This window comes from Burkholderia sp. AU32262 (assembly GCF_020419985.1).
Taxonomy (GTDB): Bacteria; Pseudomonadota; Gammaproteobacteria; order Burkholderiales; family Burkholderiaceae; genus Burkholderia; species Burkholderia semiarida.
Genome location: NZ_JAIZRS010000051.1, coordinates 1 through 18,446 on the forward strand (window position 1 = coordinate 1; position 18,446 = coordinate 18,446).

Consider the following 18,446-nt stretch of genomic DNA (forward strand, 5'->3'; position numbering starts at 1 on the left):
TGTCGGACCTGCGGTACAAGAACGGCGTCGACAGCTACCTGTCGGTGCTGACCGCGCAGACGGATCTGTACTCGGCGCAGCAGTCGCTGATCAGCGCGCGTCTGGCCCGCTGGACGAACCTGGTCGACCTGTACCGCGCGCTCGGCGGCGGGTGGATCCAGCGTGCCGGCGAAGCGCCGCGCGCGCCGGATGCGCCGGTCGACTACGACAAGGCGGCCGCGCCGGCGCCTGCGTCGGCAGCGGCGAACGGGTAAGCATGGAGAAGGGCGAGCGCGGTTTGCCGCGCTTGCGTGTCGAACCGGCTGTATGCGGAAACGAGAACGCCACGGACGAAAGTCCGTGGCGTTGTGTTGTGTACCGTCGCCCGTGCGAGGCGCGGCATGACGTTACGCTTGCTTCGTCCAGAGTGTCCGGCCGAAGAACGTGAGCGTGCGATCCCACGCCATCTGCGACCACACCGGATCGAACTGCGTGCCGGCGATGCGCCCGGGGCCGACGGCCGTCTCGTTCGCGAACGCATGGTGCGCGAGATAGCGGTGGAATTCGAAACCGACGTTCGCATCGGTCAGCTTCTTTTCCAGTGCGTCGACCTGGTCGATCGTGAAGAACGCATCCTGCGTCGCCCAGTGGCCCATCAGCGGCACCTTGAGCTTGGCCGGGTCGAGGTAGTCGAGCGGCGGCAGACCGTACCACGTGACGCCGGCGTCGGCTTCGGCATACTGCAGCGACAGCAGCGTGAGGGCGCCGCCCATGCAGTAGCCCGTCACCGCGACACGCGGCGCGAGCGTCTTCAGGTACGCGACCGCGCCGGGAATGTCCTGCGACGCGGCGTCGCCGAAATCGAGGCCGGTCATCAAGTGGTGTGCTTCTTCCTCCTCGACGGTCGACTTGCCGCGATACAGGTCGGGCACGAGCGCGAAGTAGCCGCAGCGCGCGAGACGATCCGCGACGCCGCGGATCTGGTCGTTCAACCCCCACCATTCCTGGATGACGACGACCGCGGGCGCGCCTTCGGTCCGTGCCGGCGTGGCGAGATAGCCCTGCAGCTCCTGACCGTCCGGGCGGCGAAACGTGATCGTGGAACCGGATGTTTGAGACATGAAACCGCTCCTTTTCGAAAAATGCGCCGAGTGCGACATCGGGCCGGCCAGCGGGCGTCGTGATACCGCTCGCGTTCATTCCGGCCGGCGCCGACCACGGGCCATTCTATGCGCAAACACCGGACGCCTGCGTGAACGGTACCGCGTCGCGCGACCGGGGGACGGAAGCGGACGACCGGAAAGCAAACACCCCGCCCCGGTGAACGGGAGCGGGGTGTCGCGTGTACGACGTGCGTATCGGAATACGGCGCGAGTACGCCGTGAATACGCGGGCGCGTATCCGGCTTACTGGCCGAAATAGATCGAGTCGCGGCCTTCCTGCTTGACCGCGATCGCGCGGCCGGCACGCGCGCCGGCGGCTGCTTGCGCGCCGTAGCCGGTTTCATCGGCGTTCGTCACGCGGGCCTGGGCGGCCTGCAGTGCACGCGGGTAATACGGATCGGATGCTTCGGGCTTGTAGCCGGCCTGTTCGAGCTGAACGAGTTCCGCACGCACCTGGGCACGCGTGAGCGAGCCCGACGGGTTCGATTGCGCGAATGCGCCGTACGACGCGGACAGGGCAGTTGCGGCGACGACAGCGGTGATGAACGACTTCATGGTGACCTCCGGTTCTGTTGATTTCGCGCTTCGCTCGTTGCGTTCAGCGGTTGATTGCATCGTAACGATCGCGTTACCGGTCGGAAATACGCGTTGCAGCGAATCATTATTGCAACTGGGTAAACGATTCGCGCGGCATGGCGTTTCGTCTGAATATTGCCGGCGTGCCGGAGCACGAGCGGGGCCTTCAGGCGATCGAGTCGATCGGCGCGACAGACGCGAGAGGGGCAGTTGAATCGCATTCCGAATTATTTTTGCGAGGCCGTCGGCATTGCCCGTTTCGCATCACGCCGCCAGGGTCGCCTGCCGTTTCCGGTATTCGGCCGGCGTGATGCCGACATGCCGGGTGAACGCTCGCCTGAGCGTATCGACGTTCGCGAAGCCGCATTTCGCGGCGACCTGCTTCGGCGTGTCGTGGCCGTTCTCGAGCAACCGGCGGGCGGCCGAGATGCGCGTCATCTCGACCCACGCGGCCGGCGTCATGCCGACCTCCGCGCGGAACAACCGCGCGAAATGGCGCGCGCTCATGCCCGCATGCTTCGCCATCTCGGCCACCGAATGCTCGAGCTCGGGATGCGCCGCGATCCAGCGCTGGACCTCCTGCAACACCGAACGCCCGGCGGGGCGCGCTTCGCCCTTGCGGCTGAACTGGAGTTGCCCGCCCGGGCGCTTGAAGAACATCACCAGTTGCGCGGCGACCCGCCGCGCGATCTCGCGGCCGAGATCCTCCTCGACCAGTGCGAGCGCCAGATCCAGCCCGGCCGTGACGCCGGCGCCGGTGCGCAGCTTGCCGTCGCGCACGTACAGCGCGTCGGCGTCGACCGCGAGCGACGGATACGCCTGCGCGAGCGCGTCGGCAGCGGCCCAGTGCGTGGTCAGGTGACGCCCTTTCAGCAGGCCGGTGGCCGCGAGGAGGAACGCGCCGGTGCAGATCGAGCCGTAGCGCCTGCTTTGCACGGCCGCCGCGCGCAGCCACGCGAGGAGGTCGGTGCGCAGCGCGATCTGGCCGGCGTTCGGCGCGCCGGCGACCAGCAGCGTGTCGATGCGCTCGGGGATGTCGGGCGCGATCCAGTCGGGCAGCAACCGCGCACCGGACGAACTGCGGATCGGGCCTGGCCCGGCCGCGATGATCCGCAACGCATAGAACGGTTTCCCGCATTCGGCGTTCGCCTGCGCGAACACGTCGAGCGGCGCGGAGACGTCGAGCAGCTGAACGCCCGGAACGGCGAAAATACCCACGACCTTCGGCATGATCGTTGCGTGTTGTATCGAACGTGATGCGCAGCAGTATAGGGGCGCCGCATTCGCCGTGCAGGCGTCGTGTCCGTCGATCGCGCAAAATGGCAGAATTTGTCGTGACATGTCTATTTAAGACATACGTCGGACTCCGGAGAATCGAGGGTATCTTCCACGGAGGTCGACCATGACTGTGAGTGTTGCCGGCATTACCCTTCCCGCTACGCGACTGACGCGCGAGATTACCGAACTCGTGCGCGATACCGAGTCCGAGCTGTTGTTCCATCACTCGAGCCGCGTGTTTTATTTCGCGGCGCTGGCGGGCCGGCGCCGCGGGCTCGACTACGATCCCGAGCTGCTCTATTGCGGCTGCATGTTCCATGACATGGGGCTCACGCACCGGCACAGCAGCGCATGCGAGCGCTTTGAAGTGGACGGTGCCAATGCCGCCCGCGATTTTCTGAAGGGCCACGGGATATCGCAACAGGACATCGACGTCGTGTGGACGTCGATCGCACTGCATACCACGCCCGGCATTCCGCAACACATGCATCCTGTCGTCGCGCTGGTCACGGCGGGCGTCGAAATGGACGTACTGGGCCTCGCTTACCCGGAATACAGCGACGTCGAGCGGGAAGCGGTCGTGCGCGCGCATCCGCGCACGCCGCATTTCAAGGAAGACATCATTCAGGCGTTCTACGACGGCATCAAGCACAAGCCCGGCACGACGTTCGGCAACGTAAAGGCCGACGTGCTCGCGGACAAGGATCCGCATTTCCGTGCGGGCAACTTCTGCAGCGTGATTCGGGCGTCCGCATGGGCCGGCTGAGCGGGGGAGGGTGGCCGCGCCTCGGCCGACGTTGATCGACTGCCGGGCGTACGGCGCATTCGGCGCCGACGCCACCCTCGCGGCCTTGGCCGAACCCGGGGGACAAGGGGCGTTCGTTCGACTCGCGTATTACCGCCGGAAGCCGGAAAATTGTTACGTGACAACTTCGGGTAATCAGGCGCGTGAATTTTATATACTGAATTTGTGTACGCGCTCTCCGAGGCGAATCTCCGATTCGCGTGTCCCCGAATACCGGCCTGCCAGCCCGACGGGCAAACCCCGATGCTCGGCCGTCCGCAAGCATCCGGCAAAACGCCTATAATGGTTGGGCAAATTGCCGGAGACAGGTCATGAGCACCATCGCTTTTCATCCTTCGGGCGTCGCCCATCCGCGTCAGGCCGAATTCACGATTCTCGAACAGCTGCTGGCGATCCGCGTTCGCTCGGGCGCGGATCTGGCCGAACTGGCGAGCGCGCGCGTCGACGTGTCGGTGATCGATCGCCTGTCCGAGCGCGGGCTGAAATCGGACGAGCTGGCCTTCATCATCCCGCGCCGCACGCTGAGCCATCGTCGCCAGGCGCACGAACGCCTGTCGCCGGAAGAGTCGGACAAGGCGATTCGTCTCGCACGCATCGTCGCGCAGGCGACAGCCACGTTCGGCGACCAGGACAAGGCGATGGCGTGGCTGCGCAACGGGCTCCAGCGCTTCGGCGGCCGCACGTCGCTCGACATGGCGAGCACCGAGCATGGCGCGCGGCTCGTCGAAGAGGCCCTCACGCAGATCGACGAGGGGTATTTCGCTTGACGACGCTGTGGCGGATCAGCAATTACGCCGACCTGAAAGGCGTCGGCGGGTTGCGGGCCGGTGGGCGCTGGCATTTCGCCGGGCAGCCGGTTGTGTATCTCGCCGAGCATCCGGCGCTCGCGTTGCTCGAGACGCTGGTTCATTTCGAAATCGCGACCGTCGCGCAATTGCCGAGCGGCTACCAGTTGCTGCGTATCGAGGTGCCCGATTCCGTGGACGTGGCCGAAATCGCCGAAGGCGATGCGCCAGAGGACTGGCGAACGAACGTCGACTGGACCCGCAGCGCCGGCACCGAGTGGCTGCACACGCAGCCGAGCGCGCTGCTGCGCGTGCCGAGCGTCGTCGTGCCGCACGCCCATAACTTCCTGTTGAATCCGCTGCATCCGGCCGCGTCCAGTATCCGTATCGCGGAAGTGATGCAAGCGCCGTACGACACGCGGATTCTGCGGCTGGTCCAGTCGAGGCCGGGCGAATAGCGAACCGGGAGGAACACGATCCGCGCCGGCGGCGCGCGTTCAGCGCTCGTGAGCGGCGCGATCCGCGGCCGCATCGGGCGGCAGCGTCTGCCGGATGCGCGTGACCGTTCGCATGCTGGCGAGGCCGAGCATCGCCGTGACATCGGCATGCGCGTGGCCGGCGAGCAACTGGCGGCGCGCATAGGTATTGCGGAGTATGCGCGGGCTCATGTCCGCTGCGCGAAAGCCGATCGCGTTCAGCGCGTCACGTACGACCAGCAGCAGGAACATGTCGTTCATCGCTCCCCCGCGCGGCGCGGGAAACAGCCGCGCCGACGGCGGCACGTCGGTCGAGTGCGCGAGCCATGCGGCGAGCGGCGCCACCGCGAACGCGGCGAGCGCGATCCGGCGCGCCGGCCGCGCGCGATCGCGCGGCACCGACAACGCCGCTGGCCGCGCGTCGAGATCGAGTGCGTCGCCTGTCGCCGCGCGGATCTCGGCCGACGTGATGCCGCTCGCGAGCAGCAGCGCGACGATCGCGCGATTCCGGCAGTCGGCCGGCGTGTCGTTCGCTCGAGGCTGCACATGGCGCTGCAGCGCCGCGTCGGCATCGGGCGGCAGGTAGCAGGGCTCGGGCTCGCCGTCCGGCCATGCGAGATCGCGCGTCGATCGGCCGGCCGGATGGATCGTCCGCACACCGGTGTCGACCAGATGCCGGCCGAGCCGGTCGATCAGCTTCGCATAGCGCACGCGCGTCGACGTGCCGGGCGCGCAGGTGCGGTCGAGTTCGGCGAGGAAGGCTGCGACGTGGTCGGGCCCGAATGTCGCGAGCGACACGCGATGTGCGCTCAGGTGGCGCAGGAATCGCTCGAACATCGCGACGTGCTGCACGACCGAGCGCGGCGCGAACGGCCGGCGGCCGGCGCCGGCCGCAGTGGTTTCCTGCCAGGCGCGAAACGCGCCGACGGGGTCGTGAATCCAGCGAGTCGTGTCCATCTCCGTTTTATAGCCGGACGCGGTGACGCCGGCAATCGTCCGGATGCCAGGGCGGAGCGCGGCGATGCCGACCCGTCAGGCCGCGGTACGCGTGCCGTCGATGTCGTCATCGTTCATCGTCAGGCAAACGAGCACGCGCAACAGCGTGATGAAGACGCGGAACGTATCCGGTACGCAGTTCCATTGCATCGATATCCGGATTCCTGACCATTAGCCGCCGGCCGGCATGAACGCGACCAGCCGTGCGAGGAAGCCGAGCTTCAGGCAAGAACGCAGGCGTTGTCAAGCGCGGGCAGCGTGCGCAATGGCGCGGCTGCCGCGCGTCGGGCGAAGGCGCCGCAGCCGCGCCGGCGTGGGCTTGCCTGCCCGGCCGCGCGAGCACGGCGAACGCCATTTGCGTCGCGATGTAAGCCGCATTGCGATGCAGCAGGCAAAACCGCATGCCGGTTCGGTGACGTTGCGTACACAACTTTCGGCTGCGTGACGTGATTTCCCTATTGCCGGAAAAATTTTGTCCGTGCGAGTATCGAACACGTTGCCCGGGCACCGAGGCGGTTGCCGGCAACAGGATGCCCATCGCAACGATCGACAGGAACATCGGCAGACAATGCACAGAACAGCGATTTTTCCGTATGCGTCCGCGTTGCTCGCGGCAGCCTTGCTGACCGCCTGTGGCGGCGACGTCGAGAACGAGGCGGCCCGCACGACCGCGCCTTCCGCCGATGCGAGCTGCCTCGCGGTCGACAACAGCGGCGCGACGGTCGTGGTGGGCTCGAACCAGCCGGGCGACCCGTCGCTGCCGGAAGCGTCGTCGGGCTATCGCACCGGGATGAAGCCCGTCTATGCGAAAACGTACCTCGTAGCCACGTCGAACGCGTACGCGAGCGCGGCCGGTTGCGCGGTGTTGAAGAAGGGCGGCACGGCCGCTGACGCGGCGGTCGCCGTGCAGGCCGTGCTCGGCCTGACGGTGCCCGAGGCGACGGGCCTCGGCTCGGGCGGCGTGCTGCTCTACTACGATGCGCGCGGCAAGACGCTGCAGGCATACGACGGCCGCGAAACCGCGCCGGCCGCCGCGACCGAGAACTACCTGCGCTACGTCGATGACGCCACCGATCATTCGGCGCCGCTGCCGAGCGCGCGCGCGAGCGGCCGCTCGATCGGCACGATCGGCGTGCCGCGGCTCATCGAGGCGCTGCAACAGGATCACGGCCGCTTGCCGTGGCAGAGCCTGTTCGGCGATGCGATTACGCTCGCGACCAACGGTTTCCCGATCGGCGGCCGGCTGGCCGACGCGATCGCCGCGAATGCCGCGAACCTGAAGCGCGACCCCGAAGCCGCCGCGTATTTCCTGAACGCCGATGGTTCGCCGAAGACGCTCGGCACCGTTCTGAAGAATCCGGCCTACGCGCGCACGCTGTCGCTGATGGCGCAGTCGGGCGCGAATGCGCTGTATACGGGGCAGATCGCGCAGGACATCGTCGCGAAGATCGCCGCGACGAAGGGCGCGGACGGCTCGACGCTCACGCCGGGCAAGACGACCGTCGCCGACCTTGCCGCATATCAGGCGAAGCGCCGCGACCCGGTGTGCACGACCTATCGCAGTTACTGGGTTTGCGGGATGCCGCCGCCGTCGTCGGGCGGCATCGCGGTCGCATCGGCGCTCGGCATCCTCGAGAACTATGACCTGAAGTCGCTGAAACCGACGGCGATCGATCTCGAAGGCGGCAAGCCGACCGTCGCGGGCGTTCATCTCATTACCGAAGCCGAACGGCTCGCGTATGCCGACCGCGACAAGTACGTGGCCGATACCGACTTCGTGCCGCTGCCGGGCGGCACGTGGAACACGTTGCTGAACAAGCCGTACCTGAAATCGCGCGCGGCGCTGATCGACCCGGCCAAGAGCATGGGCACCGCGCAGCCCGGCAATCTCGGTGCCGTGCCGCTCGGCGTCGACACGACGCTGATCGAGCACGGCACGAACCAGTTCACGATCGTGGATGGCGACGGCAACGTGCTGAGCGCGACGACGACGGTCGAATCGAGCATGGGCTCGTTTCACATGACCAACGGCTTCCTGCTGAACAACCAGTTGACCGACTTCTCCGCGAACCCGCTCGACACGTCCGGCAATCCGGTCGCGAACCGCCTGCAGCCGGGCAAGCGGCCGCGCAGCTCGATGGCGCCGACGATCGTGTTCGGGCAGGCTGCCGACGGCTCGCGCGGCGACTTCGTGATGGCGACCGGTTCGCCGGGCGGCGGCACGATTCCGCAATACGTGGTCAAGACGCTGGTTGGCGCGCTTGACTGGGGGCTCGATGCGCAGCAGTCGGCGGGGCTCGTCGATTTCGGCGCGAGCAACAGCCCGACGACCACGATCGGCGGCGAGCATCCGAACGTCAACCCGGCGAACAGCGGCGCGAACGATCCGCTGATCACGGGGCTGCTCGCGCTCGGGCACAAGGTATCGACGTCCGCTCAGGCGAGCGGCGTCAACACGGTGATGCGCGTGACGGTCGGCCAGTCGCCCGCGTTGCAGGGCGGCACCGATCCGCGTCGCGAAGGCATCGTGCTCGGCGATACGTTCCGGCCGTAGCCGGGCAGCGTACGCACGGCCCCGGTCCGCTCGTTAGCGGCCGGGGCCGTGCATCGTGACGCGGCCGCATCGACGGCCACGCGATCCTCATCCTTCGGAATGCAGATGAGGCGGCCGGCATGAAGCACGTCTGCCGGCCCGGGCCGCGCCCGTCCATCGTCGAATAGGGCGGCCGCCCCGCCGCAACCCTCCGATTGTCAAACAGTGTGAGTCAATCGTCAGCATTTGCAACGGAAGTAACAGTCCCCGCAATTCGATCGTTTTGCACGCCGCCGCCGCTACATTAGCCCCACCTGCCGCATGTCGCGGCGAGGCATGCGACAAGCCGCACGAAGGCGGCCCGCAGCAACAACGTCTTTGGGGAGAATGACCATGAACACGATTCGCACGATTCTGCTGGGTGCCGCTCTGACGGCGATGGCGACTTCGGCTGCATTCGCACAGACGGCCCAGACCGGTGCGCAGGGTTCCGCAGGCGTCGGCGCCCAGGTCCAGACGCCGCTGCTCGGCGGCGGCGTGGGTGTGCAGGCCGGCGGCGGCGCGAATGCGGCAGGTTCGGGTTCGGGCGCGGGCGATGTCGTCGGCGGCGCGCTGAACGGCGTCGGCAAGACGGTCGGCGGCGTGGGCTCGGCAGCCGGCGCGGCGGTCGGCGGCGCGACGCAGGCGGTCGGTTCCGCGGCCGGCGCGACGAAGGATGCGACGGCGTCGGCCGTCCACACGACGAAGTCGCACGTGAAGCGCGTCGCGGGCTCGGCGAAGAGCCATGCACAAGGCGCGGTGTCGACCGCGGGCGACGTCGCCGGCGGCGCGAAGGCGAAGGCCGGCGAGGTGCTCGAAGGCGCGACGAACTCGGTGCAGGGCGGCGCGTCGGTTGGCGTGAAGGGCTCGGCGTCGGCGCAAGGCGGCGCGCTGTAACAAGTAGCACGCATCGCGTCACGGCCCGGCCCGCTTCGATGCGGGCCGGGCTTTTCTATTGGGGAAACGCGATGTGTCGTGCGCGGTGTCTCATGTCGAAACACGGCAGCATGAGTGCATCGATATTGATTAGGATGACAGAAATAAAAAAGTGGGCGCTCGACTGAACTCGACGCCGAAAGGAGACGGCCATCGGGCCGGGGACACCGGAACGGCGTATCCACCCCGAACATTTCGGCGGCCCCCGATGCGGGGCGCTTTGGCGACTTCAAGGGGCCTATCGTCCAGGCGGCATGTTGAGTGACATCGGAGCGCCGTGGAATGGATGAGCCCGCCTTGTGCGGTGTTTCCGTATCTCTTCACGCTTGGATGCCCGGGCCGCACATTGACGGGCGCAGCAACCTGATGTCGGCGCGCAAGCCGGGCCTTTCGATGCTGCTATCAAGCAGCTATCGCTCGCAATTTTCACTTTCATGGCTCAATGACGATCGCCGTAAAGGTATTTGAAATGATTGAATAAAGTGTTTGCAAGAAAAGTGGTGGCTGGTTTATAAATACGAGCGATTTCTATTCTCTGTCGGCCGCCACCCTCGACGTTGATGGGGTTTCAGATTGATGTGACCTGGGGGCCGCCTGCAAAGCAGGCTATGCCGACGTTGGGAGAATCCCGCCGAATTTTCTGAACTCGTCAGCCCGTGCCTGATGAACCGCAGGCGAAGCACGGTATTTTCGTTATCGAAGCGATGATTACTTGATCAGCGTCAATTGCGAGTCATCTTGTGGTTCGAATTGACGCCAATGACGCATTTTATAATTCAATTGATTCGGATTGCGAAATTATAAGAGTGGGTTCGATGAAAAATGAAACGGTTGTGAATTACTTTTTTATTACCTTTAATCCGACCTTCGAGAAACGAGATCGCATGATGAATACGCCGCTAAGCATGAAGCACCCGCGGTAATGGAACGTGTCGCCAGTCGACCGACACATCCGATTCATCTCCACCGAACAATATCGAGAGAAGACGACCGCGAAATGCACCACGCGGTGCATCGGTCGTCGACACCGAAAGCGGCGTATTCGCCTGATGTCAGACAGGTGAGTGCCGGATTTCACACGAGGGAAACAAATGACTCTTTTCGACGGGATCGATCCGTCCGATTCATGGCCGATGTCGAAACCCATTGCACACGATGAATGGCGCGGCGACGAGGCGATCCGGTCCACCGGCGTCGCCCCGTTACATCCGTGTTCAAGTCAACCTGCACGATGCATGCGGCAGGCCCCTTCGATACGTGAAATTCGGTGAGACACGAGTGAATACGATGATATCCACGATGGCAGATGACGCCAAACCCGACGCGGACATTCGGCCGCGGCTCGCGACGCAACCCTCGAAACTCCTGGTGCTTGGCAAGCGCACGATCGACGAACTCGACTACGACCCATCGATGGTGCTCGAAGCCGTCGAACGGGCATACCTTGGCCTCGGCACCGGCGAATCCGACAATCCGCGCAAGCTGATGAGCCAGCCGGCGGACAAGCATTCTGTCGCGTACTCGATGCTGGGTCGAGACGGTGGACGCAGAACGGTCGGTTTCAAGACGTCGTATAAGTTCGATCCGGAACATAACCGCGAACTTCAGAAGTACTACACGACGTTGTTGCTGTTCGACGACGAAACGGGCCTGCCTGTCGCGCTGATGGACGGCAGCCTGGTCGGGTCGCTGCGCACGCCGGCGGTGTCGGCCCTGATCGCGCGCGCGGCGGCGCCGCGGGCGCGAACGGCCCTCATCGTCGGCACGGGCACGCAGGGGCGGATGGCGGCGCCGTTCCTGCTCACCGCATTGCCGGACGTCGAGCGCGTGATCGTGCACGGTCACTACGAGTCGGGAATCGACGCCGTGCGCAATACGCTGAAGCGCTTTCACCCGGATCGTGACATCGAAGTGTCGAAGGATCTCGTCGCCTCCGCGAACGAGGCCGACATCGTGCTGGGCGTGGCTGGCGCCGGTGTATCGGAGGCCGTGCGGCACGCGGCGCTGAAGCCGGGCGCGCTGGCCCTGCTGGTCGGATACGGAATTCATGCTGACGCGCTGCATTGCGCCGATTACCGCATCGCGACGAGCGAGGCGCAAATGCAGGTGACCGGCGCCGATCTCGTGGACGAAGCCGGAAAACTGCCTGCTGTCGACGCCGAGTTGCCGGACATACTGCTGGGCCGCAAGCCTGCACGGCGCAACGACACCGATATCGTTTACGCGTTCAACAGCGGAATGATCGTGACGGACATCGCGCTCGGGCGCGTGTTGGCCGATGCCGCGCTGGCGAAAAGGCTCGGTCGGGAAGTCGAACTATGGTGACGGATATTCCCCGATTGCCCGCGTTGTGGGATCCGCTACTGCGCGATTTCGTGGACGGACATCAGGCGATGATCCACGATCTTGTCGATGGCTTCGACGCACCCGTTCATTTCCTGTTTCCCGGGCGCTTCGCGCGCAATGTCGCCGAATTTCAGCGCGTACTGGACGATCGCCAGGTGTCGGGGCGCATCTATTATGCGAAGAAGGCGAACAAGGCGCGATGCTTCGCGCATGCGGCCGCGGCATCCGGGATCGGCGTCGACGTCGCGAGCACGGGCGAATTCTCGGAAGCGTTGGCCGCCGGGGTGTGCGGGACCGATATCGGCGTATCCGGGCCGTCGAAGTCGGAGGCGCTGCTGCGGCTCGCGGTTTCGCACGATGCGTTGATCGCGATCGACAGCGAGGAGGAACTCGATCGGCTGATCGCGATCTCGGGACAGGCCAGGCGGACCGCGCGCATTCTGTTGCGCATGGCGCCCACGGCACGAGGCGATAGTCGATTCGGATTGAGTGCCGAGGCGCTGCGCGTTGCGCTGTCGACCTGTGCCGCGATGCAGGCGTCGGTCGCTCTCGAAGGGTTCTCGTTTCATCTGTCCGGTTACAGCGCGATGGAGCGCTGCAATCAGGCCGCGATGGCGATGCGTGCGTGCATGGCTGCTCGTGAACTCGGCCTTGCGCCGAACACGATCAATATCGGCGGCGGCTTCGCGATGTCGTACGCCAGCGAGAGCGACTGGCGCGCATTCCAGCACGCACACCGGCCGGACGATTACCACGCGAACAAGGTATTCGGCGGCTTCTATCCGTATCACTCTGCCTGCAGCGGCGCGCGGATGCTCGATGCAATCCTGGCGGGCACTCCCGACACGGAGTCCGCAACACTCGCCGAACTGGCCCGCGAGTATGGCCTGAAAATCATGCTGGAACCGGGGCGTGCACTGCTGGATCAGGCAGGATTCACGGTCTTTGCCGTGCAGGGCGTGAAGGACTGCGGCGACTATGGCATCGCGACCGTCAATGGCACGAGCTTCAGCGTTTCGGAGCAATGGTTCGCCAGCGAATTCCTGCCCGATCCGGAACTGCTGAGCGCGGCGCGCGAGCCCTCGCGATCGCCGCGCACGGGCACGCCTTATCGCGCCTGTGTCGGCGGGGCGAGCTGCCTCGATTCGGACATGCTGACCTGGCGCAAGATCGCATTCGGGCAGCGCCCGGAACCCGGCGATCTGCTGATCTACCCAAACACGGCCGGCTACCAGATGGATTCGAACGAATCTTCGTTTCACGAGCTGCCGCTTCCACCCAAGCTTGTCTTGACACTTGACGGCGCACGGCCGCGTTGGCGCGTCGATCGCCTCTTCCAGTTTCCGGGAGCCTGACCATGAATGTACGCTTTCTCGGTGAGCAAGCCACGATCACCGTACCTGCGATCGTGTCGAAGGTATCGGATCTTGTCGGCCGCACGCCGTTGTTCGAATTGATTCGCGGCGCCAACGGCGCGCGCATCCTGCTTAAACTGGAGTCGACGAATCCGACCGGCAGCGCCAAGATCCGGATGGCAAGGCAGATGCTCGACGAAGCCGAACGGGACGGGAGTCTCCGGCCGGCCGGGCATGTGATCGAATCGACCTCCGGCAATACGGGCATGGGGCTCGCGCTGTTGTCGGCCGAGCGCGGCTATCGGTTCACCGCGGTCGTGGATCGTCACGCATCGAAAGACAAGTTGCGTGCGATGCAGGCCTTCGGCGCGGCGCTCGTCTACGTGAGCGACGGCGACGAGATCGCGACGGCGGACCGGGACGCACTTGCCAAGCGCATGGCGGCCGACGATCCGCACGGCATCTGGACGGAGCAGCACAACAATCCCGCGAACGGTAACGGTTATCGCGGGCTGGCACATGAACTGCGCGACATTCTTGGCGACCGGATCGACTTTCTGGTCGGTTCGGTCGGCACCGGCGGGTCGCTGTTCGGCACTGCGCGGGAACTGCTCGCGACCGGCCCGGCGCCGCGAGTCGTCGGCGTCGAGCCCGTCGGCTCGATCGTTTTCGGCGGCGAAGGCGGGCCGTATTATCAGTCCGGCACCGGGACACCGCCCGGCGCCGAGATCGGCGCGTTGGTCGACTATGCGTTGCTCGACGAAGGCTTCAAAGTGACGGACGCGGCCGCATTCAATACGGCACGCCATATCGCACGCAAGAAGTCGCTGCTCGTCGGCGGCTCGGCAGGCGGTGTCATCTGGCATGCGTTGAAGATGTTCGATTCGCTGCCCGCGGGTGCGACACTCGTGGCCCTGGTCTGTGACGGCGGGGAGAAATATCTGGACACGGTGTTCAACGACGACTGGATGCGAGAGCGGAATCTGCTCGACGAGTCGGTTGCTCACGAACTTGAATCGATATTTTCCCGCGCCGTATGAAACTTCATCGGCAAGTCTGGCTCGATGCCAGGCAAATCGGCGCGCTTGCCGCTCCGCTCGTTCTCACGCAGCTCGCACAGGTGGCGCTGACAACCACCGACATCGTCATGATGGGGATGCTTGGCCCGCGCGAGATCGCCGCTGGCGGTCTCGCGCTGACGATCTTCAACCAGTTCCGGACGATGGGAACCGGGCTGGTGACGGGAACCGGCAACCTCGTCGCGTTCGCGAACGGCCAGCACACGCATGCGGAAATCATGCGGCTGGTGCGGTCCGGCTTTGCGTTGTCGACGCTCGCGGCACTCGTGTTTGCATTGATGATGCTGTGCATCGAAAAGCCGCTTGTCTGGCTCGGTCAGGACCCCGACGTCGCGCGGCAAGCGTCGTTCTATCTGGCGGCGGCCGCGCCCGGCATGTTGCCGTGTCTCTGGTTTCAGGTGCTTCGACAATATACCGTCGGATTGCGCAGGCCTGGGCCGCTATTGGCGATCACGATCGTATCGATCGTCGTCAACGCCGCGCTCGACTATGCATTGATGTTCGGCCGGTTCGGATTTCCGAAGCTCGGCCTGATCGGCATTGCGTGCGCAACCAGTTGCGTGTACCTGCTTTCCTTCATCGCGTTCCTGACGATCGCTAGGCGCCGGCCGGAACTGTCCGAACACTTGTCGCTCGCCGTCTGGCGTGCCGATGCCGATACGTTGGCGCGGACGTGGCGGATGGGTTTGCCGATTGCGGCAACCTATGGATCGGAGGCAGCGTTCTTTACCGTCCTCACGCTCGTGATCGGGACGCTCGGCGCCGATGCGCTCGCCGCCCAGACAATCGTGAATCAGGTGATCTACATCGTGTTCATGATTTCCGTCGGCTTGTCTCATGCGTCGTCGATCAGCATCAGCCATGCGTGTGCACGGCACGACTATCGCGGGGCGCGTCGACTCGGTTATACGGGGCTCGCGCTGGGCGTCGTGACCATGCTGGTCGTTGCGCTTCCGTATCTCATTGCGCCCACCCGCGTGCTCGCGCCATTTCTCGATAACGGTGTGGCCGCGAGTGCCGAAGTGCTGCGCCTCGCTGGCGGGCTGCTGACGATCGCGGCACTGCTGCAGATCTTCGATTGCAGCCAGAACATCGGCGTTGGCATCTTGCGAGGGCTCGGTGACGTAACGAGTTCGTTCCGAATATCGATCGTCGGATACTGGGTCATCGGTCTGCCGGTCGCCTGGGTGGCCGGTGTGCTGCTGGGATACGGCATCTATGGCATATGGAGCGGACTCGCCATCGGCCTTGCGGCCACGGCGTCGATGTTGCTGCACAAGTTCGAAGGTCGCCTTCGCGCGATGACGAAACGGACGCAAGACGGACATTCGTGAACGCGACGTAGTTTCCAATGAGTACACCGGTGCACACTGGGCACCAGACTTCCCGAAGTACCGGCCGGCATTGCATCGAACGCGGCACGTCCGCTCGTCTCGCCAGCGGCGGAATGCCGGCCGAATTCCCCGACTGTCCGCATGCGTTGCCGTTCATAGACGGCGACCTCTCCTTGTCCGCGACCGTACCCGGTGCGCGGCATGGTGGTCGTGACCCCCTCATACGGCGTATTCCGCTTTGGGGATGCACAAGCCGTGACGGTCACCGCTCGCGATTGCGCTAATCGTATGCCGACGAGATACGTCGGTGGAGAGTTTGCGCAGTCAGTAAATTTTTCTAATTCGGCAGATCGATGGTCGCAAGAGCGCGGCAGATATAACTACATCCGGGAAGCATGATTTGATCGGCCGCATTTATTGAATTATCGCAACGGTAATTGATTGCCGTAGATGCTGACGATGTAAATAATGCATCGAATTATACGACGGGTTGAAATTGATGTCGGTCGATTTGTAAAGTTGTCTGGCGTTTCCAAGTTTGGATTGTGACAAGATGCCGCAGTTCGTCGAATTGCTGAAATATTATGCGACTTATAATAGATTCGATGCAATAAAACCGCACATTTTCGATGTAATGCCAAAGAAAGGTTGATTACAAATTTTTTTCGGCAAGTAATGTTTCTGTCTTCTGTCCTCCGATATACTTGCGCAGCTTCAAGTTTAGAGCGTGAAGTCTAGATATATAGCCCGTGTGGCGAACTGTTTCAGCCATTGGCAAGTAAATAATTCAGATGTTAATGGTCTTGCGTAATTGGTTTGTATTCCTTCTGAGTGCTGGTTCTCAAACCACGATTCGCGAACGATGGCTGCCTGGATGTTGCCATTGGATACTGTCGCAGTGCTTACGCATAGAAAGGAAGTGGCGTTGGATTGCCAATCCGGTAAGGCCTTGAAGCTTTGGCAGATATTGGGCTGCCGGAGCATCTCAACGAATACGAATCTTGTCTTTTCAATAAGGGCCCAGAAAATTGGAGACCTTTTCGCGCATCATTGGCGAGATTCTTCGTCCCAACGGTTTGACCGAGGGGATCGATCAGCTCGCGGAAAAAATCGGACGCGTGATTCCGTTCGACAAGTGTTTGATTTTGCATGGAGGAAGCGGCGATGCAGCTTCTCACGGACTGATATATCGCTATGGTGCGGCGAACGACGCCGGAACCCGACGAGGCCTGACGCTGTTTGGAGCCGGGATCGACATTGATCGATATTTGAGTTGCTTCGCCTTGTCGGATCGTCAGGATCATACCTTTCGCTGGCGCGATCTCGACGGGGAATTGCCGCAACGCGATGCGCAGGTCAACGATGTCGCGTCATACATGCGCGGGCAGGGGGTGGTCGCTTGTATTGGCGCGCCGCCCGGCGATTCGACGGCCATTCGGACCGTCTTGCAGTTGAAGTGCGAAGACACGACGTTGCATTCGGCGTTGCTCGTCAGCCTCATTGCCATGCATTTGCATGCAGCACTGACCCAGAAGATTGCGAGACAGAGCCGGGAAGCCGTGGAATCACGCGCACCAGGCCTCGAGCCGGATGCTTGCGCGGATCTGGACAGGATTCAGTTCACGAGAAAGGAATCCGATGTAATCAAATGGGTAGTCGAAGGCAAGACTGCGTGGGAAATTGGCCGAATACTTTCGATGTCGGAAAGAACGGTCAAGTTTCATCTGACGAATGTGTACGAAAAACTGCGTGTTTCGAACAGGGCGCAGGCGGTGGCGAAGGTCAGCCGTCTGGGATTGATCTAGGAGAGTTCGGGAATGTCTTTCAAGGAAAAGGTCAAGGCATTTGTCGCGCGTCATGGGTTGACGTACAAAGCCTATATTTTGTCGATTCTCTTTCTGCCGCCTGCCGCGCTTTATATCGCATGGAAGCGGCCGGGCTTGCCGGTCCCGGGCCGGGTCCTGCTGTGCGTGACCGGGGTGCTTGCGCCTCCATTGATCGGCATAGCCACGGCGATGATCCTGAAAAGCGCGTTCGATCTGGTCCGGACCGCCATTTCCGTTTAGTTTGCCTGCTGCCTGCCGAATACGATTCCGCTTTCCCGAGCGTGGTTCTCGATCGCATCATCATTCATTTCATAGACGCCAATGAATGCCCGACTGCCAAGCGTACATTTGCTAGATCGTGTTCGGGCAATAGCAGGATTACATGAACCGTCGCGCAATATTCCGTATAACTACACGTCGTTTTCCGATCGCGAGATCGTGATCCGCCTGCTCGGCGAAGAGGCGTGGTCGGTGCTCGACGAACTGCGCGCCGAGCGCCGCACGGGCCGCTCGGCGCGGCTGCTCTGCGAAGTGCTCGGCGACATCTGGGTCGTGCGCCGCAACCCGTATCTGCAGGACGACTTGCTCGATAACCGAACGCGTCGCGCGTTCCTGATCGCCACGCTGCATGACCGGCTGTCCGAAATTGCAAGACGTCGTCGGGTGAGTGTGAGCGGATGGTACGACGCCGCCGGCCGCGAACGCGCATCGCGCGTCGAGATGCTGGAAGCGGCGGCGCAGCGCGCGGTCGACGAGTTCGCCGACGAATTCGACAAGATGGCCGAGCTGCGCCGCCGCGCAACCAAGGCGCTTGGCCGCTGCACGCAGAAGGACAACATCCGCTTCGACGGGCTGTCGCGCGTGTCGCACGTGACCGACGCGACCGACTGGCGCGTCGAATACCCGTTCGTCGTGCTGACGCCCGACACCGAAGCCGAGA

At 63.8% G+C, this 18,446-nt stretch carries 18 protein-coding genes; 14 read left to right on the top strand and 4 right to left on the bottom strand.

Annotated features, from left to right (window positions below):
* Window positions 1–254, top strand: a 254-nt coding sequence (locus LGN10_RS32645; RefSeq protein ID WP_226226204.1) for a TolC family protein, incomplete at its 5' end; no start/stop codon positions are given.
* Between the two features lie 132 nt (window positions 255–386).
* Here the strand turns inward: LGN10_RS32645 and LGN10_RS32650 are convergent.
* The 3 genes from LGN10_RS32650 to LGN10_RS32660 form a co-directional block, all read right to left on the bottom strand.
* The gene (locus tag LGN10_RS32650; RefSeq protein WP_059579575.1) at window positions 387–1,100 is read right to left on the bottom strand and encodes a dienelactone hydrolase family protein; all 714 of its coding nucleotides are present in this window, start codon (window positions 1,098–1,100) and stop codon (window positions 387–389) included.
* A gap of 285 nt (window positions 1,101–1,385) precedes the next feature.
* Entirely contained in the window at window positions 1,386–1,697 is a 312-nt protein-coding gene (locus LGN10_RS32655; protein ID WP_060317460.1) for a DUF4148 domain-containing protein, read from the bottom strand.
* A 285-nt stretch (window positions 1,698–1,982) separates the two neighbouring features.
* Window positions 1,983–2,948 (bottom strand): GlxA family transcriptional regulator, encoded by a 966-nt coding sequence (locus LGN10_RS32660; protein ID WP_226226205.1) that lies wholly within the window; start codon window positions 2,946–2,948, stop codon window positions 1,983–1,985.
* A gap of 172 nt (window positions 2,949–3,120) precedes the next feature.
* Here LGN10_RS32660 and LGN10_RS32665 point away from each other — a divergent pair, with 172 nt between their 5' ends.
* The 3 genes from LGN10_RS32665 to LGN10_RS32675 all read left to right on the top strand — a co-directional run bounded on the left by LGN10_RS32665 (window position 3,121) and on the right by LGN10_RS32675 (window position 5,044).
* Window positions 3,121–3,762, top strand: coding sequence for an HD domain-containing protein (locus LGN10_RS32665; RefSeq protein ID WP_059579583.1), 642 nt, complete (start codon window positions 3,121–3,123; stop codon window positions 3,760–3,762).
* A gap of 350 nt (window positions 3,763–4,112) precedes the next feature.
* The gene (locus LGN10_RS32670) at window positions 4,113–4,568 is read left to right on the top strand and encodes an antitoxin Xre/MbcA/ParS toxin-binding domain-containing protein (protein WP_006480981.1); all 456 of its coding nucleotides are present in this window, start codon (window positions 4,113–4,115) and stop codon (window positions 4,566–4,568) included.
* Window positions 4,565–5,044, top strand: coding sequence for an RES family NAD+ phosphorylase (locus LGN10_RS32675; RefSeq protein WP_060317467.1), 480 nt, complete (start codon window positions 4,565–4,567; stop codon window positions 5,042–5,044). Before LGN10_RS32670 ends, LGN10_RS32675 begins: the two co-directional genes overlap by 4 nt.
* A gap of 39 nt (window positions 5,045–5,083) precedes the next feature.
* Here the strand turns inward: LGN10_RS32675 and LGN10_RS32680 are convergent, their stop codons facing one another.
* Window positions 5,084–6,019 carry a tyrosine-type recombinase/integrase gene (locus LGN10_RS32680; protein WP_226226207.1) on the bottom strand — a complete coding sequence of 312 codons (936 nt, stop codon included), beginning with the start codon at window positions 6,017–6,019 and terminating at the stop codon, window positions 5,084–5,086.
* A gap of 607 nt (window positions 6,020–6,626) precedes the next feature.
* Between LGN10_RS32680 and LGN10_RS32685 the strand changes: the two genes are divergently transcribed.
* From LGN10_RS32685 to LGN10_RS32730, 10 genes are all read left to right on the top strand, one after another.
* On the top strand, window positions 6,627–8,612 hold the full coding sequence (locus tag LGN10_RS32685) for a gamma-glutamyltransferase family protein (protein WP_226226208.1): 1,986 nt from the start codon (window positions 6,627–6,629) through the stop codon (window positions 8,610–8,612).
* Window positions 8,613–8,984: 372 nt separating this feature from the next.
* The gene (locus LGN10_RS32690) at window positions 8,985–9,527 is read left to right on the top strand and encodes a hypothetical protein (RefSeq protein WP_226226210.1); all 543 of its coding nucleotides are present in this window, start codon (window positions 8,985–8,987) and stop codon (window positions 9,525–9,527) included.
* A gap of 321 nt (window positions 9,528–9,848) precedes the next feature.
* Window positions 9,849–10,034, top strand: a complete 186-nt coding sequence (locus LGN10_RS32695) for a hypothetical protein (protein WP_226226211.1) — start codon at window positions 9,849–9,851, stop codon at window positions 10,032–10,034.
* Between the two features lie 687 nt (window positions 10,035–10,721).
* Window positions 10,722–11,891 carry an ornithine cyclodeaminase family protein gene (locus LGN10_RS32700; RefSeq protein WP_226226221.1) on the top strand — a complete coding sequence of 390 codons (1,170 nt, stop codon included), beginning with the start codon at window positions 10,722–10,724 and terminating at the stop codon, window positions 11,889–11,891.
* A complete protein-coding gene (locus LGN10_RS32705; protein WP_226226213.1) occupies window positions 11,885–13,267 on the top strand; it encodes an alanine racemase in 1,383 nt (460 codons plus the stop codon). The genes LGN10_RS32700 and LGN10_RS32705 overlap by 7 nt, the downstream gene beginning before the upstream one ends.
* 2 nt (window positions 13,268–13,269) lie before the next feature.
* Window positions 13,270–14,307, top strand: a complete 1,038-nt coding sequence (locus LGN10_RS32710) for a cysteine synthase family protein (RefSeq protein WP_226226214.1) — start codon at window positions 13,270–13,272, stop codon at window positions 14,305–14,307.
* Window positions 14,304–15,680, top strand: a complete 1,377-nt coding sequence (locus LGN10_RS32715; protein WP_226226216.1) for an MATE family efflux transporter — start codon at window positions 14,304–14,306, stop codon at window positions 15,678–15,680. The genes LGN10_RS32710 and LGN10_RS32715 overlap by 4 nt, the downstream gene beginning before the upstream one ends.
* A 1,028-nt stretch (window positions 15,681–16,708) precedes the next feature.
* Window positions 16,709–17,485 (top strand): helix-turn-helix transcriptional regulator, encoded by a 777-nt coding sequence (locus LGN10_RS32720; RefSeq protein ID WP_226226217.1) that lies wholly within the window; start codon window positions 16,709–16,711, stop codon window positions 17,483–17,485.
* A 12-nt stretch (window positions 17,486–17,497) separates the two neighbouring features.
* Window positions 17,498–17,746, top strand: coding sequence for a hypothetical protein (locus tag LGN10_RS32725; protein ID WP_059579608.1), 249 nt, complete (start codon window positions 17,498–17,500; stop codon window positions 17,744–17,746).
* Between the two features lie 81 nt (window positions 17,747–17,827).
* A partial coding sequence (locus LGN10_RS32730; RefSeq protein WP_411353861.1) for a DUF3683 domain-containing protein occupies window positions 17,828–18,446 on the top strand: 619 nt, incomplete at its 3' end.

Bases quoted from the DNA above. Each gene is read 5' to 3' on its own strand.
- LGN10_RS32715 (WP_226226216.1), top strand. From the start codon at position 14,304: ATGAAACTTCATCGGCAAGTCTGGCTCGATGCCAGGCAAATCGGCGCG.
- LGN10_RS32700 (WP_226226221.1), top strand. From the start codon at position 10,722: ATGAATGGCGCGGCGACGAGGCGATCCGGTCCACCGGCGTCGCCCCGT.
- LGN10_RS32670 (WP_006480981.1), top strand. From the start codon at position 4,113: ATGAGCACCATCGCTTTTCATCCTTCGGGCGTCGCCCATCCGCGTCAG.
- LGN10_RS32680 (WP_226226207.1), bottom strand. From the start codon at position 6,019: ATGGACACGACTCGCTGGATTCACGACCCCGTCGGCGCGTTTCGCGCC.
- LGN10_RS32650 (WP_059579575.1), bottom strand. From the start codon at position 1,100: ATGTCTCAAACATCCGGTTCCACGATCACGTTTCGCCGCCCGGACGGT.
- LGN10_RS32705 (WP_226226213.1), top strand. From the start codon at position 11,885: ATGGTGACGGATATTCCCCGATTGCCCGCGTTGTGGGATCCGCTACTG.
- LGN10_RS32685 (WP_226226208.1), top strand. From the start codon at position 6,627: ATGCACAGAACAGCGATTTTTCCGTATGCGTCCGCGTTGCTCGCGGCA.
- LGN10_RS32660 (WP_226226205.1), bottom strand. From the start codon at position 2,948: ATGCCGAAGGTCGTGGGTATTTTCGCCGTTCCGGGCGTTCAGCTGCTC.
- LGN10_RS32690 (WP_226226210.1), top strand. From the start codon at position 8,985: ATGAACACGATTCGCACGATTCTGCTGGGTGCCGCTCTGACGGCGATG.
- LGN10_RS32695 (WP_226226211.1), top strand. From the start codon at position 9,849: ATGGATGAGCCCGCCTTGTGCGGTGTTTCCGTATCTCTTCACGCTTGG.
- LGN10_RS32710 (WP_226226214.1), top strand. From the start codon at position 13,270: ATGAATGTACGCTTTCTCGGTGAGCAAGCCACGATCACCGTACCTGCG.
- LGN10_RS32725 (WP_059579608.1), top strand. From the start codon at position 17,498: ATGTCTTTCAAGGAAAAGGTCAAGGCATTTGTCGCGCGTCATGGGTTG.
- LGN10_RS32655 (WP_060317460.1), bottom strand. From the start codon at position 1,697: ATGAAGTCGTTCATCACCGCTGTCGTCGCCGCAACTGCCCTGTCCGCG.
- LGN10_RS32665 (WP_059579583.1), top strand. From the start codon at position 3,121: ATGACTGTGAGTGTTGCCGGCATTACCCTTCCCGCTACGCGACTGACG.